This is a genomic window from Psychrobacter sp. KCTC 72983 (assembly GCF_014280455.1).
GTDB classification, from domain to species: domain Bacteria; phylum Pseudomonadota; class Gammaproteobacteria; order Pseudomonadales; family Moraxellaceae; genus Psychrobacter; species Psychrobacter pacificensis.
Window position 1 is genome coordinate 1,023,666 of the sequence record NZ_CP060390.1, and the last position, 18,625, is coordinate 1,042,290.

An 18,625-nucleotide genomic window follows, 5' to 3' on the forward strand; every position below is an offset into this window, starting at 1 on the left:
TTCAGGAAATATCACTTTATGCCGACTTCTAGTCTCATCTTGTTCAATAAGCCTTATGGGGTGCAAAGTCAGTTCAGAGACGATAGCAACAATGACCACGCCACCCTATCGCAGTACTTCACTGATAAGTCTTTGCGAGTTGCTGGTAGGCTTGATGCAACGTCCGAAGGGTTACTTATTCTGACCGATGATGGCCGAGTCAATAAAGCAATTACCCATCCGCCAAAAGCCAATGCTGGACGTAAGCAAGGTAAGACTTATTTGGTACAGGTTGAGGGTATTCCTACTGCTGAGCAACTCAATCAGCTCAAACGTGGCGTGACGCTCAAAGATGGCAAAACTCTGCCTGCTGAGGTTAAACACGTCAGTGAAGATGAGCTACCGATGGCGCTCTGGCAACGTCATCCGCCGATACGTGAGCGTAAAAGCGTACCGGACTCATGGTTGATGCTGACAATTTATGAAGGTAAAAACCGTCAAGTCAGACGAATGACCGCGCATGTTGGTCTGCCCTGCCTACGTTTGATACGTTGGTCGGTGGCAGGGTTTGAATTAGGTGACATAGCAGTTGGCGAGTTTGTGCGCATTCACTTAACTAGTCAGCACTATCAGCAATTGGGTATCAGCTATTAATTTGTCCCGTCTAAACGCTTAGCTATAGTCAATCAATATTAAAAGTGGTACAAGGCAGACGATTGCAAGTACTACAGTAGTAGGCTAAACGAGTCTAACGCTGTAACACTTTAATAGTGGTTCGACTATACCGACATATATTTTCATTTAAAGTAAATATATTACTTCTTGTTAAACATAGCGTCTCGAATGGGTAAGGTTTATCTGTTAAGATTCAGCACGTCATTATTTATGTAAAATAGACCTCATTTATTTATCATTTGGTCTTCTTATAGTAGGGATATATCATGATTGCTTCTCATCGTTTTGTTCTGTTGGCCACCAGCATTTCTACTGCACTGCTATTAGGTGCGTGTCAGCCAGCAGCAGATAGTCAATCAGCGCCTGTAGAAGAAGCCACCCCGCCAATGACTGACATGACTCATGCTGAGCATGAGAATATGAGCCACGATACATCGGTAGATAGCGAAAACGCCACAGATGACACTCAGATGACGGATATGCTCAAAGACTACACAAAGTCCATGACCAGTATGCATGATGAGATGATGATCGGTATGGGTTATAACGATCCTGATACCGCGTTTGCCAAAGGCATGCTTGGGCATCATCGCGGCGCGATAGATATGGCAAAAATTCAGCTAAAGTACGGTACAGATGATGCCATGCGCCAGCTTGCTCAAGATATCATCACGGCGCAGCAAGCTGAGATTGATATCCTAAACAAATGGCTTGCCAGCCATCCTGACACAGCCAAACCTAAGCCCAATACCGCTGCTATGCAACAGGCCTACGCTAAGGGCATGGAAAGCATGCATGGTGAGATGACATTGGGTATTGCTGATCCTATGCCGGATATGGCATTTGCACGTGGCATGCTACCACACCATATTGGCGCCGTAGATATGGCAAAAATCGAGCTCGAATACGGTACTGATGAAGAAATGCGTCAATTGGCACAGCATATCATCGATACTCAGCAAGTAGATATTGAGCTCATGCAAAACTGGATTGTCGCGCTTAAAGCGACGAGCGATGTTGAAAACGATAATGCTGAGGTTGACGAGCCTAACGGCGACACTACTGCAAGCGAGAAGTCTGCCAGTGAGGACCCTGATAATAAAACCAAGGAAGAGTAGCTAGCCATTCAGCATACCCAAAAACCTTTCAGCTATTACTTGAACCCCCTAATAACCATATTTGCTTATTAGGGGGTTTTGCTTTGCTTACTTATATCTCTCGATGTCACTACTATCTCTCGATGTCACTATGCTGACTGACGCTTCATCACATCCAGCCATGGCTCCCAAGCGGATTCTGCTTGCTTAGGATCGCTATGATCTGCTAACGTTGGAGCACCTTTTACTAAGCGCAGACTGACCTTATGAGGAAATGCTTTTTCAGGCATATCACTGTCATCCCCGTCAGCTTGTGGCAGTGCCTCAGGTTGCACTTGCACACACATCAGCTCATCGCGGCGAAACAGATGACACTCAACAGTGCGCGCTGCATTACTCAGCGATGCTAGCTGCTTACTATCCGCCTTGATGCCATCAATCGCGATAATGATGTCATGGGCTGAGATACCTGCTTTGGCAGCCACACTACCGCGGTTCACCCGATTGATTTTGAGTCCAGCGGGTGTCTCATTGCAGCGCATACCCCATGGGACATGCTTATCCGCAGTCTCTTTGGTATTGACCTGCATTTTGATACCGTTTGCGAGCAGCAGCGCCTCAATTGGCAGTTCCTCTACGCCGTTGACGTAACGGCGTTCAAAATCCTCCCATTCCGCTATCGGCATAAACTGCCCAATCACGTCGCCCATATCCGCGCTATTGATGCCGATACGCTTGCTGTCATTTTGCTTTGCTTGGGTATAGAACGCTTTGACCACATCGAATAGACGATAGCGATTATTGGTATTTTTTAGCAATATCAAATCCAAACACAGCGCCACCAATGCGCCTTTATTGTAGTAACTGATACCAGCATTGCCCGTATTTTCATCGCTACGGTACAGCTTAATCCACGCATCAAAGCTTGACTCTGCGACACTTTGGTTATCGCGTCCAGGCGTTTGATAGTAGCGATTGATTTGTTCCGCTAGTAACCTGAGATAGTCTGACTTATCGATCACGCCAGATGCTTGCAGCATAAAATCATCGATATAAGACGTAAATCCTTCAAATACCCAAAGCATCGGCGTGAACGCTTCACGGCGTAGATCAACATCAACCATGACATCAGGGCGCACGGTTTTGACCCACCACGAGTGAAAGTACTCATGACTGCACAAGCCCAAAAACCGCTGATAATCCGTGCTCGGTATTTTTGGCTCATCAGCATTTGGTAAGTCACGGCGCGGGGTAATCAGACTAGTAGAATTGATATGCTCAAGTCCGCCGTAATCCTGACCACTGGCAAACGTCATAAAGGTGTAATCATGAAAGGGGGCATCCCCCAGCCAGTCTAGATAAGTCTGACAAATCTGAGTGACGTCTTGCTGTAGCCTGCCCATATTGGCACTATGCTTGCCTGAGAGATAAAAACTGTGATGAAGCGTCTGATGCTGACTGTCATGAATAATAAAATCAAATTTATTCTGTGTTGCAATCTCAAAAGGATAATCAATCAGCTCATGATAATTATCTGCCCGTAATTGATAACAGTGCCGTTTATCTTCGCTCTGACCATCAACACGCAGATGCGTAGATGCCAAACCACATGCCAAGATTACATGACTTTCTTCTTTATCTAACAAAAACGACTCCGGAACAATCAAGCTGACTTGTACAGGAATCTGCTCTTGCCCATCGACCGCGAGTGCAAGTGAGGTAAAATTACCATACAGACGCTGCTGATCGACATAGGCAGTACGTACCGATAGGTCGTAGCAGTAGACTTCGTATTCGACGACTACCCTTTGGCCTGCTGTGATAGTTGGGAGTTGCCACGTATGTTTATCTACCTTTTGTGCACGATAAGTTTCAGAAAGCCCGTCACCTTCTTTTATTCGGCTGTCTGTTACTCGATAATGCACAGCGGTGATGTTGCGAGCAAACTCGCGCATCAGATAACTGCCTGGTATCCATGCTGGTAGCCAAAGCTGAGGCGCATCATCTGTTGCCGTAAAAAACAGTGATACATCCACCAAATGCTCAGAAAAACGGGCAAAATCGAATTGGTAGCTAACATTAGCTATATCGTTAGTATCATCGTGGTTCACTGGGTCGCCGTTTGATGACGAATTAGTCGCCGTATTTACAGATAACGTCATAATATTTCTCTTCCTTATTTTATTATTATGGTAGGAGCCCTTCCCAAAAAACGCAACTCCCAAACCCTGAGTGGCCAGTAGTTATCGATTAACTATAGAAAATAGCAGTTATTATGATAAATTGTGGCATTAATTGGCATTTTTTATGTTTTTTGCCTTGAAACTTATATACTCCATCTCAATTAAAGATGCTAACTGCTAAAGTTACTTTAATAAACTGATGATAATTGACTAATACTGTGGCTATTTGGCTTGCTGATTGGCTTTTTTAGGTTTATTGCAACCGTATTTAATTTTTTACATAGATATACTTAGGATATTTTATGACTACTATCGCAAAAGACACTGCCGTCAAATTCAATTACACATTAAAAGACGACGAAGGCAATATCCTTGACCAGTCTCCAGAAGGTCAGCCACTTGCTTATCTACACGGTCACAGCAACATCATCCCAGGCCTAGAATCACAATTAGAAGGCAAATCTGCTGGCGAAAAAGTCAACGCAGTGGTTGAGCCTGCTGATGGCTATGGCGAGTATCAAGAGCAAGCGGTACAGCGCGTACCACGCGAAAACTTCCAAGGCGTTGATGATATCCAGCCTGGTATGCAGTTCCAGTCAGAAGCTGGTGGCCAAGTGATGCTAGTGACAGTCACTGACGTAAACGACCAAGAAGTAACTGTTGATGCCAACCATCCATTGGCTGGTAAGCGTTTGACGTTTGACGTTGAAATCCAAGAAGTACGTGCAGCAACTGAAGACGAACTAAACCACGGCCATATACATGGCGCAGGTGGCGTTGAGCACTAATCTCTCCTAGAGTATCGTGAGACGGTTAGAGAATAGGTTATATTTGAGCTTATCCTCTCATCAAAAAGGCCAGTAGCACTGTCTACTGGCCTTTTTTTATGTCTGTCATAAGTGCTGATTGATTAGATGTAGATAAAAAGAGCGTTCTAACAATGAAGCATTCATTACGCTTCTGTGAGCATCCTTACGCTCAATAGCCATTCTCACGAATCTATCAAAGAAGCGTAAGCTAGCGCCAGAAATAACTCTTAGATTCAGACATAACAAAGCCGCATAACGACAAGCGTCATGCGGCTTTTATTACCAACCATCCATGTTAGCGTTATGTGATACCTAATCCCGGGGTATCTCATAACTGACAGGCATCCAGCCTTATCATCCCTAATCAGCAAACCACTTATCCCTGATGCGACCTTAAGATACCAATCCCTAGTATCAATGAATCGTGCCGTACAGTTATAATCGCAGATTGTCCTATCACTAGTAAGTGGTCTAAACGTCAATCCATGTAAGCATATGCTTACATGGTAATACTAGCTATCGTATAATCCCTTATAGTTTCTCTTCAGGACTGAGTAAGGTCTTGGGTTCAGCACTCAACATCAGATAAGCCGCTTCATTAATAAAGGCTTCATCTTCTGGCAACTCTGGACGCTCAGTAGCTTTCATACGGCTACGCTCTTCAAACTTTGCATCCATCGCGGCCTGATACGTATTCCAATTAGAATAGGGGCGTTCACCAGTAGCGATCAGACGTCTGTTTTCGGCTTCTAGCGAACGCTTTTCAACCAGCTGCATTTTGGCTCGGCGGCTGTTAATATCTAAACGAACTGGTTTTTTCTCATCATCCATATTACGAATATCATTGAGCGTTGATAGATACACAAACTGCGGATTTTTCTCTTGGCGAATTTTAGACTGCTGATTGAGCGTCGCTAAAGTGTCATTGGTAAACTTCCCTTCAGGCTTATAAGGCGCCGTTCTGATGGTATCCCAAGGCAAGGCTTTTTTCTGGGCGCGTTCGCCAAAGGTCGCATCATCATAAATATTGACCAATTCAACATCAGGTACCACGCCTTTATTCTGCGTACTACCACCTGTGATACGGTAGAACTTACGCTGAGTTAAAGTTGCAGAGCCTAACGCCAAGCTATCCAGTTGAATCTGCGCAGAGCCTTTACCTGTCGTTGTGCTACCAACCACCAATCCACGACCATAATCCTGAATAGCAGCGGCAAAAATTTCACTGGCTGAGGCCGATGCTAGGTTGGTTAGGACGACCATTTTGCCGTCATAGAGCTGCTCGCCGCCATCATTATCGCGGTACACTTGGACATTGCCGCGGTTATCACGAATTTGTACCAATGGACCGCTTTTAATAAAGAATCCTAGCATTTTGGCAACTTCATCTAACGAGCCACCAGGGTTGTTGCGCAAATCCACCACGAGCCCATCGATATTTTCTTCGTTCAATTTTTTTAACGCTTTTTCAGTATCGATACTGACACTACGGTAGTCCTCGCCATTACGGCGGGCACGATAGTTCAGATAAAAGCTCGGTATCTCAAGAACACCAATGCGTTTTGGTGTTTTGTCGATATTAGGACGCTGCACCTCGACCACGCGCTGCGTCACGCCTGATTCTTCTTGCTGGATAATATCACGCACAACGGTGACCGTACGGGCACTGGCATCTGGCGTATTAGGCTGACGCAGCTTGAGCGTGACAGACGTACCGCGCTTACCGCGAATCAAGCTGACGATCTCACGCGTTGACCAGCCAACCACGTCCGTCATGGTTTCGCCATCTTTTGCGATACCCACGATCAAGTCATTGGGCTTGATTTGACCAGATTTGGCGGCTGGGCCACCATCTACCAAGGTCACGATACGGGTGTAATCTGGGTTTTTACGATCAGGACGGATAGAAACACCGATACCCTCTAGCTGCAAACTCGACTGAATCTGCAGCTCAGTTGCCTGAATCGGCGCATAGTAGTTACTGTGCGGATCATAGGTCAGCATGGCGGTGTTTAGAATCGTCTCCATGATTTCGTCATCTTTGAGACGCTTAAACTGCTCTTGCTGACGCGACAAACGATTTTGCAAAATCTCATTTGGCGTACGTTCATCGTTGCGTACCAAGTCCTGTCCACGAGTGATATCTGGATTGCTCAAAAACACTTTTTCTTTGGCTTTTTCGTCTTCTTGTCCCAGCGTAATACTCATCAGCTGAAACTTTAGCTGACGTTCCCAATAGTCACGCTGCTCTTTTTTGGTTTTGAAATGTCCGAGCTTTTCACGATCAAGAATGATGGTGTCATCACCGGTCAAATCAATATCTTTCTTGAGCATCTTGGTTGCCATGGCAAAGTATTCGTTTGAGCGTTTGCGATAACGATCAAAGACTTCTACCCCTGCGGATAGGTCGCCTTGCTTGAGGCGCGTGCCAAAATCATCAGCGTGCTTTTTCTTCAGCTCATCGACATCAGATTGCAAAAATAAGGTATGGTTTGGATCGAGACTATCAATATACATTGATAAGATTTCGCTACCGGTTTTACTATCTAATGGCTGATTAAGGTAATGACTGCGATCCAGCAAAGCGGCAACTTGGCGAGTAGTGACCTTTTGCTCAGGTGTCTGAACAAAACTTTCCGTATTGGTTTCTGCTACGGCAGTACCGTAGCTTTGTGTCAGGATAATACCGGCGATGCCCACTGACGCTGCACTGAGTAACCACTGTGCTGGTTGTTTTTTCATCATATGTACCTAGTTATTTGAAGTTAGTGATATTATTTGTGTTATAAAAATTAAAAACTGCTGAATGTATTATTGCCCATGACTGTCGTCTGTTTTTGCTCAATGTCTGTCTTACTTTGCCTTAGCTTACTTATTACTATGAGCTTACAACGCTATAGCTTTATTATTCCGCCGCCTTTATATATAGATTCTGACGCTTATTATCGAATCCTGATATATAGTCAAAAATCAATATTATCATGTGCATAAATACTGAACTGTCTCAAACTGTATAAGCAATCTTACACGCAACGCCTGCACATACCAAACTTTCTCTCACTTTTATCACACATAGCGACTTAAGGATATTAGCATTAATTCGCCGACTACCCACAAATTGATTTGATGCCAATAATCTGCCACATTAGGCTCAATTGATAATAACTGTCATAATAAAGTGCATGAGTAATGACTGCTAAGCGATTGGACATCGATGATCGGTCAACCCCATAATATAACAATATACAAAAAAATAAGGATGACGCAATGTACGGCGTTTTAATGATTGATATCGATAATACCGCACTGACCGCAGAAGACGTCAGCTTGATCAAACAAGCACAGATTGGCGGGGTCATATTGTTTGGACGCAACGTCGCTGATGCGGCCCAAGTACGCGCATTATGTGACGATATCCGGTACCACAACCCAGATATATTAATCGGTGTCGATCAAGAAGGCGGACGAGTCGCACGGCTGCGTGAAGGGTTCACACCGCTACCTGCTATGGGTAGGCTTGGTGAGTTATTCAATCACGATCCAAGCCGTGCGCTCAGCTGCGCATACGACTGTGGCTATCTGATGGCAGCCGAAGTGATGGCAGTAGGTATTGATTTGAGCTTTGCGCCCGTGCTGGATAGAGATGGTATCAGCCAAGTTATCGGTGACCGTAGCTTTCATCAGGAGCCACAAGCAATCGTTGCCCTAGCCACGCAGTTTATGCGCGGCATGAAAGCGGCTGGCATGGCCACCACTGGCAAGCATTTCCCTGGTCATGGCGCTATCGCTCCTGACTCTCATGTATCAGAGGCCATCGATACACGTAGCTTGGACGAGATCATCAATAGTGACATGCAACCTTTTGCGCAAACGCTGTCACTGCTTGATGCTTTGATGCCAGCGCATGTGATTTTTTCGCAAGTAGATAATCGGCCCGCTGGATTTTCTAAAATTTGGCTAAAAGATATCATTCGTGATCAGCTCGCGTTCGATGGTGTGCTTTTCTCTGATGATTTATCAATGGCAGGGGCAAAGGCCGCTGGCGATGTCAGCGCGCGCGTAAAAGCTGCCATTGAAGCTGGTTGCGATATTGCACTGGTGTGTAACGATCGTGTTGCCGCGCATGAAGCGGCGGCAGCGGCGCAAGAACTACCCTATCCTAACCAGAAGCGTATCAAAACCATGTGCGGCAATATACCAAAGTGGCAAGGTGATCTTGAGTCTACTTGCCAGCAGTTTGATTATTGGCAACAAGCAAAGAACAATGTCACTCAGAGCTTTTTTAACGTTGAGTCTGATACACAAGCTGATAAACCTGCCAATGAATCAAAAGACCCTACTGATTATAAGTAGCCTTGTATTCATACGAAACCGTTGAAAAATTTGGCAAATAAAAAACCGCATCGTTATGAACCGACCCCCATAAGTTGGACACAACTTACGGGGGTCGGTTCGCGTTAAGGTGCTGTTTTTTAGACTTAACTACTATTAAATTAGATGATTTTTGCTTAATTCGTTGGATCTACCGCAGTACCTTGCGTTGCATCATCGCCATCAGGCAACAAATCATCATTATTGCTGTCTAGCGGATTCAAATCTGGGTCAAGCGAGTCGCTGTTGATGATCATGCCATCATTCAGCTCGACCATTTTGTCATTGACCATAAACTCAATCCGGCGATTACGGAAACGCCCCTGTTCAGTTGAGTTATCAGCGATAGGGTCTGACTCGCCCATGCCTTTTGTACTAAGTTTGCTCGCGTCAACACCTTGACCTACTAGGTACTCTTTGACCGCGTTTGCACGCTCTTGAGACAATTCCATGTTGTAAGAATCAGACGCTTGACTATCAGTATGACCGATGATCATTAGGTTCAAGTCAGGCACATCATCGATAATTTTTGCCGCGCGCTCTAAAATGGCTTTATTGACATCAGGGATGACGGCTTCATCTACTTGGAAGTTGATAACTTGAAGGCTCAGAGCACGCGCCACATCACGTGGGTCTGGATCGTCACCGAGATTGGTCATAGCAGCATCTGCAGCAGCCACACTCTCGTCAATCTCACTTTGCAGATCGAGCGGCCCTTCAGCTTCGACTGTCATCGCAGGCGCAGCGGCTTGTACATCGGTCACCAATTGGGCCAATACCCCATCATCAGGTGCATTGACCGTGATGGTATCTCCTTTAATCACCATGCTAGCATTCGGTACATTTTTGACAATCGGCAATATCGTAGTAAGCTGTGCAGCAGCTGGCATATCTATGGCAAAATTATCATCGACATCAGCGCGGCACTTATTGGCTTCATCGCCGAATGCACCAGTTAGTGCATTCATTACATTGGTCTGTAGCGTCTCGTTGCCTACGCTCATGCGGCAAGCGTATAGCTCACCATTTTCGCCAGTGGCGATACGGAGTGAGGCAGGCTCGATGTCAGTTGCTACTACTGCTTGCTCATTACCTTGCTCGTCTTGCTGCGCGGTAGCTATCGGCGTAGCAACAGGCTCAGGGTTCTCCTGACAGCCTCTTAATAAAGCCCAAGCCAATGCACCCAAAATAATCAAACCGATAATCGGTAATAGGGCTTTCATAAAGCTGCCTTGTGGCTCTTTTTCTTTCTGTAGTGGCGCGGTACTGACCGTATCGGATATAGGCGTTGCAGCAGGCTTCGCTGCTATCGCGCTCGCAGGTAAGACAGCCCCTGCCCATGTAGGGATATGATGCTGATAACTGTTGAGATTGTCATTGAGAAATTGCGGTACAGGGGTAGTACCAGCCAAGCTTTTGATTTCGTGAAAAGCAAGCGGCGCTGCCATAGCAATCAGACCATGAGAAGCTGTCTCATCGACGCCATGTGCATTAGCGAGCTCACGAGAGATTTGGTCACGGTGGGCCCCTTCTGTCCATACACGATCATAAAAAGAGCTATCATCACGAGCGATATTCTCATTAGCAAAACGGCTATAGGTATCATTATTCGCGAGGCGAGCAGCAAAAATTGCATAAAATTGCTCAAGTAGATTTTGCTTAGCAGGACTATGATCGTCTGCTAATACGGCTGGGCTGACTGTGCGTGTCAAATGACTGATAATATCCATAATACAACTCTCCCCTTAATTTTTATTTATATTGTTCGATTCTCTAAAGCATAAAATCATCTAATAACGTGGCGGCTGTTTACTCTGTCAAGTCAGATTTATCAGACCACTATGATTGATTTTAGATATTATAGAATTGTTAAAGGTGTTTTCACAGTCGATACGTTGTTGTGCAAATGATACGTTAAGTAATGTTTTAATTGGTGCGCGTAACTATACACTCATAACTCAACAGGCATTTGAGTACAAATTAAGAGAATGCGATACTCAGTTCCGCGAATCTGCTTTTTTGGTGAAGTAGCACCATTTTTGATGCTCAGATCTTAAATACGTACGCTAAGCAACAGTTAAAATCAAAAAAGCGGTATGACAAATTCATACCGCTCCCTTGCTTAACTTTTGAACTATTTCTAAAAGTTCTGAAAGTACATTCGAACTGAGTCGATTTAAATGTACTTTATACGACTCACTACCTGACTTGTGCTGGTTCAGCAACGATGACACTGCTCGCCATGTCATCTACTTCTGACTCAGAAATAGGGCCTGACGGTCTGCTCGGTCTATTACCAGAAGGGACGCTGCTAGGAATATTACTTGGAACATTGGCAGGTACGTTGTTGGAATTATTATTAAATCCATCATTATTGTTAGGTAGTGGCGCAGGTATCACGCGATCACCTGTGTCATCATCAGCGGCTTGATATTCTCCAGTACCATTGCTCATGCCGTCATTACTGTATTGGTTATTAGTGCCCGTTCCATCGCCGAGTTGATTGTTTACGCCATTAGTGCCAGCCATACCATATGTCGTATCACCATTACTGTTGTTAGGCAGTGGCAATGGCGCAGTACTATCGACTGCCATGGTTGGTGCTAAACTACGTACGTTTGTGACCAATTGTTGTAGTAGCATGTCATCCGGCGCCTCTACTGTCAGACGATCGTTTTGTAAGTGTAGACGGGCGAACGGTGTCGATCTGAGCATGGTCAGAACATTGGGCAATATTTCCGCAGGCATGTTTGCGATAGTAGTTGCTATTCCATTCTGTACGGTAAATTCACATATACTCGCCTGCTCGCCAAAGCTCGTATTGAGTGCCTGTTGTAAAGAGCTTTGTAGCGCTGCATCACCGACCGTCGCGCTACAAGTATAGAGGTTGCCACTATCATCTACGCCAACGATGAACTCGATGGGAGTCATCGTTGGTTCTGGTGGCGGTGCTGGAGTAACCACAGGCGCGACAGCAACCGGTTCTACTGGTAGGTCGCTTTTGGGTTTTATTAATAATGCCCAAGCAGCCAGTGCCATCGCAGCCAGTGCTACTATCAATAAAAATACTCGCATCAGTAAGTCGTTTCGCTGATTACGAGTGCGTACGCGCTCTCGCTTAACGTTGCTATTTTCTGCCAAGTGATGAGCTGCTGGACTGGCATGGATAGCGTCATTACTGTCACCAAAATGCTCATCGTCATTTAATGCGTCAGTAGCGCTTATATGAGCGTTTTCTACATAAGCGGCTGTAGTAGCTGTCGTTGCAGCGACTGCGTCAGTACTTAGATCAGGCTCACTAAGTTTATTCGGTACGGTATCACTTGATGGCGCGATACCATTATCTGCGACATCTGCGACAAAGTTTGACATTGATTCGTGTCCAGCGCCTTGAGTAGCAGTGATAACGGACGCTGACCATATAGGTAAATATGGGCGCAGCGTCGACTGCTCTCCTTGCAAGAATGCTGGCAAAAACTGTCCATTGGCCAAAACCTTTAGCTCACGATAGGCTAAGGATGCTGCATTAATTAGCAATTGAGCAGTGATCGACTCATCAATATGATGCGCGGCTGACAGCTCTTGGATAATCGTTTTTTGTAGTACTTGGTCTTGCCATAGCTGCTCAAATAAAGGCCGCTCGGCAATACTGTCATTAGCCATCACCTGATCGTTACGAAGTAGTTGCGAGTAGACCTGTGGCACCGCTAAGCGCGTGGCTAAAATGGCATAAAACTGCTCAAGCAAGCTGATATAAGCCACGCTATCACTGCGATTATGCTCGCCCAATATAGCGGGGGTGACGGTCTGTTCTAATTGATCGATAATACTCATGGATCACTGCCTCTCTCGACTTTTTGAATCCGCAAAAATTAAGCACTTATTGTTCGTTGTATATACGGCTACTTGCCCTGAAACTGTCAAGCGTTCTTTAGCAGCATCGACGTCTATATAGCGGTTTCACTTATCTCACATGATACACTGCTACATTACTCACTATAAAAGCATAAAAATGCATCGTTTTGTCACATAATAGATATTTGTATCAGCATAACTGCTGTTAGTATTAACTAATTACGTTACGAGTAACTTGAACTTAGTATCAATATATTAACTTAGTATGAATATATTAATTAATGGTCATATTTGTTTTTACTCAGCCCTAACGCTTAGGCTTTGAACATTGTCATTTATCGCATTGCCATTTATTGCATTGTCACCTATCAGGCGCGACCTAAGGATTTTCCTTTGTTAAACCATACGACCCTTATTATCATCATTACTGTTATTGTCAGCTTATTAGCATGGCAAAACAAGAAATTACTCAACCGTCTTATCTTTTATCCACCCGCTGTAAATAACGGACAATGGGATCGTTTTGTCACGCATGGCTTTATTCATGCCGACAGTATGCATCTGCTATTCAACATGTTTACGTTATACTTTTTTGGCCGAGCTATTGAAGGGCTATATCGTTCATTTTTGTTCGGCTATGGTTTTGTGGTTTTTTATGTGTTGGCTATTGTTGTTGCCATGATTCCAAGCTACCTTAAAAATAAAGACAATGCCAGTTACTTAAGTCTTGGGGCATCAGGCGGTGTATCGGCAGTCTTATTTGCCTTTATTTTGCTAGCACCGTGGGAGCGAATTTACTTATTTGCCATTGTTCCTATTCCTGCGATACTGTTTGCCGTCGCTTATGTATTTTATAGTATTTACGCGGACAAACGCGGTGGCTCAAAAATCAATCATATGGCACATATGTGGGGCGGCGCATTTGGCGTCATTGCTACGATTATTTTAGAGCCTAAAGTACTACCCCATTTTATAAATGCTTTATTGTCGCCTGGTTTTTAAACTGTTTTCTCAAATAGAAATTCTTTGAATCAGGTCAATTAAGCAAGTTGCTTACTTTTACGTTTGAGATTTAATATTTCATTATGATTATAGATATTATCGGTGATATTCATGGTTATGCAGACAAGCTCGTTGGTTTGTTAAACCAATTAGGATACGAGCATAACGGTCAGCATTTTGTGCCACCGGCAGGTCACAGGGCATTATTCATTGGCGATTTGATTGACCGTGGGTCGCAGCAACTGGCCACATTAGAGATTGTCTTTGCAATGTTAGACGCGGACGTGGCCGATGCGGTGATGGGCAATCATGAATATAATGCCTTGGCTTATGCCACGCTCGATCCTGAGGATTCTAGCCAGTATCTGCGCTCACATAATGCGGTACATAAACGCCAACATGAAGCATTCTTGGCAGAGATACCGTTCGGCTCAGAGCAGCACGAATACTGGTTGCAGCGCTTGTACGAGATACCTCTGTGGATTGAGACAGATTATGCCTGTTTCGTCCATGCTTGCTGGGATGTAGATAGCATGGCGGTTCTAGAGCCCCTGCTGACGGATAATAACTGCCTAACCTCTGAAGGTCTAATCGCAACCGCTAAAGAAGATACTATCGCTTTTGATGCCTTAGAGCGTGTACTAAAAGGGGTCGAGACGGGCTTGCCTGATGGTATTGTGATGGTAGATAAAGAAGGCACTGAACGCAGACGAGTACGGGTGCGTTGGTGGCTTGATGCGTTGAATCAGCGCACGCTTCGTGAGGTCGCTCGTGCACCGTCCTCCGCATTGGCACAAATACCGCCTGATGCACTGGCTGAAAATATTGACTTTGCGATTCAAACACATAAACCTGTTTTTGTCGGTCACTATTGGCTCACTGGTACACCTGAGCCACTCAGTCCACAAGTCGCCTGTACTGATTATTCGGCAGCGGTAGATAGTGGCTACTTGACTTGCTATCAGCTGGATACCGAACAGCCATTACCACTGACAGCTTCTCGCTTTGTGCAGCATTATCACGACAAAAGAATAGAGATAAACCAGTGATATAAATGCTATTAACACCATATCATTATTAAAAGTCAAACTTGGCTTTACGAGTGTAGCAAAATTTTTGTATGATGGTCTTTTTGAGGATATCCAATCATGAGCACCACCAATACTGCGGCTAACCAGAACGGTCCAATCACCTCCCCTGCTGGTCAACCAAAAGTCGGCATTATTATGGGTTCGCAATCTGATTGGGCGACCATGAGTGCCGCGGCACAATTGCTAGCAGACTTTGATGTTGCCTTTGAGTGTGAAGTGGTTTCTGCTCACCGTACACCTGACAGGCTATTTGATTACGCCAAAAGTGCAAAAGACAATGGTCTACAAGTGATTATCGCGGGTGCAGGCGGCGCCGCTCATCTGCCTGGTATGTGTGCCAGCCAAACACCACTACCTGTATTTGGCGTCCCTGTAAAATCCTCTATGCTAAGTGGTTGGGACAGTCTGTTGTCTATCGTGCAAATGCCCAAAGGCATTGCTGTTGGGACATTGGCAATTGGTACCGCTGGCGCTTATAACGCGGCCCTACTTGCGATTCAAGTCTTGGCCTTGCATGATGAAACGATTGCTACTAAGCTGGATGAGATGCGTCAGACGCAAACCGAGACCATTCTCGCTAGCCCAACACCCGGTATTATTAATTCTTAAATAAATATAGAGTGACTAGCTTTTTTAGCATGGTATTTTGTATTGATCGCCTAAAAACAAGAGCTACCACTTTTTATTTTTAAGTAAGTCATACTAGATATAAGGTGCCTATAGTGCACCTTTTCCTATTTTCACCCATTGCGTTTTAAATTTTAATACAACACAGACCTCATTCACTTTTATTCAAAGAGCCTTTCATGACTACAGCAAACGCTTATCCTGTTACCCAAACCATTCGTACCATCGGTATTTTAGGCGGTGGTCAGCTTGGTATGATGCTTGCCGAAGCCGCGATGCCACTCGGTTACCAATGCGTGTTTTTAGAAGACAATCCAGAATGCCCTGCCAGCCTATACGGTCGCGTATTTCATAGCGATCAATTAGCCGACTTTATCGCAGCCGCTGATGTATTTACCTTAGAGTTCGAGAACACACCAACGTCTACGGTCGAGCAATTAACGAGCGTGTCAAAATCTGGCAGCAAGCAAGGTATGTTCCCACCACTGATTGCGCTTGATATCGCCCAAGACCGTCTAAAAGAAAAGCAGATGTTCAATGCGCTCGATATTGCCACCGTGCCATTTATGGAAGTTAATTCTGAAGCTGAGTTAAAGCAAGCTTGTGAAGCGTTAGGCCTGCCTATCGTTTTGAAAACCAGCCGCGGTGGCTACGATGGCAAAGGTCAGTTCGTGATCAAACAAGACAATGACATTAAAACTGCTTGGCTTGCGCTAAAAGACGCCGTTAGTGGCAAAGGGTCACTCACGCCAACGCCTGCGCCACTGATTGCTGAAGGTTTCATTAACTTTAATCGTGAAGTGTCTATCATTGCAGCAAGAGCGCAAAATGGTCAGGTACGCTGTTATGATTTGGTCGAAAACCATCATCATCACGGTATTTTGGCAAAAACTCAAGCCCCTGCGGTCGGTACCAGCCACCTGCTCCAGCAGGCAACAGACGCCATCACAAAGATCATGAACCATCTAGACTATGTGGGCGTCATGGCACTTGAATTGTTTGTCACCAAAGATGCTCGCGGTCATACCACGATACTGGCCAATGAAATCGCACCACGTGTACACAATTCTGGCCACTGGAGCATCGAAGGCGCGGTTACTAGCCAGTTTGAAAACCATATCCGTGCTGTGGTCAACTTACCACTCGGTGATACGGACAACGTCCATCCAGCGATTATGGTCAACGTACTCGGCCAATATCCTGATATCAGTGCCGTGCTAAATATCGATGGCGCTCACTATCATAGTTATCATAAAGCTGAGCGTGACGATCGCAAGATTGCTCATATTACCTTGATGCCCAATGACGTGACTGACTTAGAATCCGCTATGGCAAAGCTGGTTGCCGTATTGCCAAATAAAGTAGGTTTGGACAAAGAATACGCGAATATCGATACTCACTCTAATACCGCAGATGCCAAAACTAAAAACGACGTCTTAGAAGATAACAGTGGTGAAGCAGACAGTCTGGCAGAATTGTCGCCAAAGACAGAAAAGGCGAAGAAATAATGCAAATTTGGGTGGATGCCGACTCCGTACCATTAATCGCCAAAGATTTGATTATCAAAACGGCTGAACGTACCAAAACGATGGCGATATTCGTCGCCAACCAGCCAATCAAACTACGCAAATCTCCTCTGCTCGTCATGACGGTTGTGCCATCAGGGTTTGACAAGGCTGATGATTATATCGTCGAGCAAATACAGGCAGGCGACTTGGCGATTACGAGCGACATACCTTTAGCCAATGATATTTTGGACAAAGGCGGCTTGGTGCTAACCACACGCGGCGTGGTCTATGACAAAAATAACATCAAGCAAAAGCTTAATATGCGTGACTTCATGGACACCATGCGCGGTACTGGTGTCCTAGAGCTGCAAGAGATGAGCGGTCAAAAACCCTACGGCGACCGCGATAAAAAAGCTTTTGCCGACGGTCTGAATCGCTTAGTTCGTTAGTACGCTTTATCATCCCATCCGACACTGACCTGCTTACCACTTATTAGATGATGTCTTTTAAGTGACATATGCCTCCTTGCAAACCGTATACACTCTATAACCAACTCCTATCCAATCCGCACGCTTTATAACGAAGCGTGTTGCCTATCTTTGTTAGGATACATTCAGTTTTTGAGATAAACACATTCACTGAATCACTCAAATAACAGAACTCAAATAAAAATAGGAATGATTATGAAGATTTTAGTTATTGGTGCCAGTGGTCGTGTCGGTGGTGAATTGGTTAAGCAATTATTAGCTGACGAACATCAAGTCATTGGTACGACTCGCCAAGAAAAAAAGCTGTTTGACAATGACAACTATACTCAGCTAGATTTGGATATTACTGCTAGCAAAGAGTCTATCGAGAAACAACTGGATCAAGATATTGATGCTGTCTATTTTGTCGCAGGATCTGGTGGTAAAAATGTACTAGAAGTCGATTTACACGGTGCAGTAAAGACCATGCAAGCCGCGCAAGACAAAGGTATCAAACGCTATATTATGCTTAGCTCTGTATTCTCGCTAGAGACTGAGAAATGGGATAACAACCCTAACATTGCAGATCTAAAAGACTACTATATCTCTAAGCATTACGCTGATCATTGGCTCGTGAATAATAGCTCACTCGACTATACAATCGTACAGCCGGGTGCACTGAAAGAACGTGACGGTACAGGCAAAATCACTATCAATGATACCAACTCTGGTGAAAATGCTATTGAAGATGTCTCAACGACGCTGGCAGCTGTCCTAACCGCCGATAATACTATTGGAAAAGTATTCAACTTGCATAATGGTGATATCGACATCAATGAAGCCATTGCTACAGTATAAACCGTCACTATTTAGATAGATCTGACCGCCAAGCTATAACTACACCTACAACTACGTAAGTCAAATCACTGAATCAGATTATAAAAAAGGTCGTTATCGATTC

14 protein-coding genes are annotated in these 18,625 nt (G+C 44.8%); 10 read left to right on the forward strand and 4 right to left on the reverse strand.

Annotated features, from left to right (window positions below; all coding sequences use genetic code 11):
- Positions 1–18: 18 nt before the first annotated feature.
- Both PSBA01_RS04355 and PSBA01_RS04360 read left to right on the forward strand, forming a co-directional pair.
- Positions 19–633, forward strand: a complete 615-nt coding sequence (locus PSBA01_RS04355; protein ID WP_186475154.1) for a pseudouridine synthase — start codon at positions 19–21, stop codon at positions 631–633.
- 287 nt (positions 634–920) lie between these two features.
- A complete protein-coding gene (locus tag PSBA01_RS04360) occupies positions 921–1,772 on the forward strand; it encodes a DUF305 domain-containing protein (protein WP_186475155.1) in 852 nt (283 codons plus the stop codon).
- 128 nt (positions 1,773–1,900) lie between these two features.
- Here the strand turns inward: PSBA01_RS04360 and PSBA01_RS04365 are convergent, their stop codons facing one another.
- Positions 1,901–3,913 carry a M61 family metallopeptidase gene (locus PSBA01_RS04365; RefSeq protein WP_186475156.1) on the reverse strand — a complete coding sequence of 671 codons (2,013 nt, stop codon included), beginning with the start codon at positions 3,911–3,913 and terminating at the stop codon, positions 1,901–1,903.
- A 323-nt stretch (positions 3,914–4,236) separates the two neighbouring features.
- On the opposite strand from PSBA01_RS04365, the gene PSBA01_RS04370 reads away from it, so the two are divergent.
- On the forward strand, positions 4,237–4,722 hold the full coding sequence (locus PSBA01_RS04370) for an FKBP-type peptidyl-prolyl cis-trans isomerase (protein ID WP_058024248.1): 486 nt from the start codon (positions 4,237–4,239) through the stop codon (positions 4,720–4,722).
- 552 nt (positions 4,723–5,274) lie between these two features.
- Here PSBA01_RS04370 and PSBA01_RS04375 read toward each other — a convergent pair.
- Positions 5,275–7,485, reverse strand: coding sequence for a carboxy terminal-processing peptidase (locus PSBA01_RS04375; protein WP_186475157.1), 2,211 nt, complete (start codon positions 7,483–7,485; stop codon positions 5,275–5,277).
- A gap of 525 nt (positions 7,486–8,010) precedes the next feature.
- Between PSBA01_RS04375 and nagZ the strand changes: the two genes are divergently transcribed.
- Complete coding sequence (gene nagZ, locus PSBA01_RS04380) at positions 8,011–9,096, forward strand: beta-N-acetylhexosaminidase (RefSeq protein ID WP_186475158.1); 1,086 nt, start codon at positions 8,011–8,013, stop codon at positions 9,094–9,096.
- 155 nt (positions 9,097–9,251) lie between these two features.
- On the opposite strand, the gene PSBA01_RS04385 is transcribed toward nagZ, so the two are convergent.
- Both PSBA01_RS04385 and PSBA01_RS04390 read right to left on the reverse strand, forming a co-directional pair.
- The gene (locus PSBA01_RS04385; RefSeq protein ID WP_186475159.1) at positions 9,252–10,844 is read right to left on the reverse strand and encodes an OmpA family protein; all 1,593 of its coding nucleotides are present in this window, start codon (positions 10,842–10,844) and stop codon (positions 9,252–9,254) included.
- Positions 10,845–11,313: 469 nt separating this feature from the next.
- The gene (locus tag PSBA01_RS04390) at positions 11,314–12,948 is read right to left on the reverse strand and encodes a hypothetical protein (RefSeq protein WP_186475160.1); all 1,635 of its coding nucleotides are present in this window, start codon (positions 12,946–12,948) and stop codon (positions 11,314–11,316) included.
- A gap of 414 nt (positions 12,949–13,362) precedes the next feature.
- Here PSBA01_RS04390 and PSBA01_RS04395 point away from each other — a divergent pair, with 414 nt between their 5' ends.
- From PSBA01_RS04395 to PSBA01_RS04420, 6 genes are all read left to right on the forward strand, one after another.
- The gene (locus PSBA01_RS04395; RefSeq protein ID WP_071002359.1) at positions 13,363–13,971 is read left to right on the forward strand and encodes a rhomboid family intramembrane serine protease; all 609 of its coding nucleotides are present in this window, start codon (positions 13,363–13,365) and stop codon (positions 13,969–13,971) included.
- Positions 13,972–14,054: 83 nt separating this feature from the next.
- Positions 14,055–15,020 (forward strand): metallophosphoesterase, encoded by a 966-nt coding sequence (locus PSBA01_RS04400; protein ID WP_071002360.1) that lies wholly within the window; start codon positions 14,055–14,057, stop codon positions 15,018–15,020.
- Positions 15,021–15,119: 99 nt separating this feature from the next.
- Entirely contained in the window at positions 15,120–15,671 is a 552-nt protein-coding gene (purE, locus tag PSBA01_RS04405; RefSeq protein ID WP_093067590.1) for a 5-(carboxyamino)imidazole ribonucleotide mutase, read from the forward strand.
- Positions 15,672–15,868: 197 nt separating this feature from the next.
- Positions 15,869–17,197, forward strand: a complete 1,329-nt coding sequence (locus tag PSBA01_RS04410; protein WP_186475161.1) for a 5-(carboxyamino)imidazole ribonucleotide synthase — start codon at positions 15,869–15,871, stop codon at positions 17,195–17,197.
- Complete coding sequence (locus PSBA01_RS04415; protein WP_093067583.1) at positions 17,197–17,646, forward strand: YaiI/YqxD family protein; 450 nt, start codon at positions 17,197–17,199, stop codon at positions 17,644–17,646. The genes PSBA01_RS04410 and PSBA01_RS04415 overlap by 1 nt, the downstream gene beginning before the upstream one ends.
- Before the next feature lie 234 nt (positions 17,647–17,880).
- Entirely contained in the window at positions 17,881–18,522 is a 642-nt protein-coding gene (locus PSBA01_RS04420; protein ID WP_186475162.1) for an NAD(P)H-binding protein, read from the forward strand.
- The last annotated feature ends 103 nt before the right edge of the window (positions 18,523–18,625 follow it).

Coding starts and splice junctions, on each gene's coding strand:
- PSBA01_RS04410 (WP_186475161.1), top strand. CDS start 15,869: ATGACTACAGCAAACGCTTATCCTGTTACCCAAACCATTCGTACCATC.
- PSBA01_RS04370 (WP_058024248.1), top strand. CDS start 4,237: ATGACTACTATCGCAAAAGACACTGCCGTCAAATTCAATTACACATTA.
- PSBA01_RS04415 (WP_093067583.1), top strand. CDS start 17,197: ATGCAAATTTGGGTGGATGCCGACTCCGTACCATTAATCGCCAAAGAT.
- PSBA01_RS04365 (WP_186475156.1), bottom strand. CDS start 3,913: ATGACGTTATCTGTAAATACGGCGACTAATTCGTCATCAAACGGCGAC.
- PSBA01_RS04355 (WP_186475154.1), top strand. CDS start 19: ATGCCGACTTCTAGTCTCATCTTGTTCAATAAGCCTTATGGGGTGCAA.
- purE (WP_093067590.1), top strand. CDS start 15,120: ATGAGCACCACCAATACTGCGGCTAACCAGAACGGTCCAATCACCTCC.
- PSBA01_RS04390 (WP_186475160.1), bottom strand. CDS start 12,948: ATGAGTATTATCGATCAATTAGAACAGACCGTCACCCCCGCTATATTG.
- nagZ (WP_186475158.1), top strand. CDS start 8,011: ATGTACGGCGTTTTAATGATTGATATCGATAATACCGCACTGACCGCA.
- PSBA01_RS04420 (WP_186475162.1), top strand. CDS start 17,881: ATGAAGATTTTAGTTATTGGTGCCAGTGGTCGTGTCGGTGGTGAATTG.
- PSBA01_RS04375 (WP_186475157.1), bottom strand. CDS start 7,485: ATGAAAAAACAACCAGCACAGTGGTTACTCAGTGCAGCGTCAGTGGGC.
- PSBA01_RS04360 (WP_186475155.1), top strand. CDS start 921: ATGATTGCTTCTCATCGTTTTGTTCTGTTGGCCACCAGCATTTCTACT.
- PSBA01_RS04385 (WP_186475159.1), bottom strand. CDS start 10,844: ATGGATATTATCAGTCATTTGACACGCACAGTCAGCCCAGCCGTATTA.
- PSBA01_RS04400 (WP_071002360.1), top strand. CDS start 14,055: ATGATTATAGATATTATCGGTGATATTCATGGTTATGCAGACAAGCTC.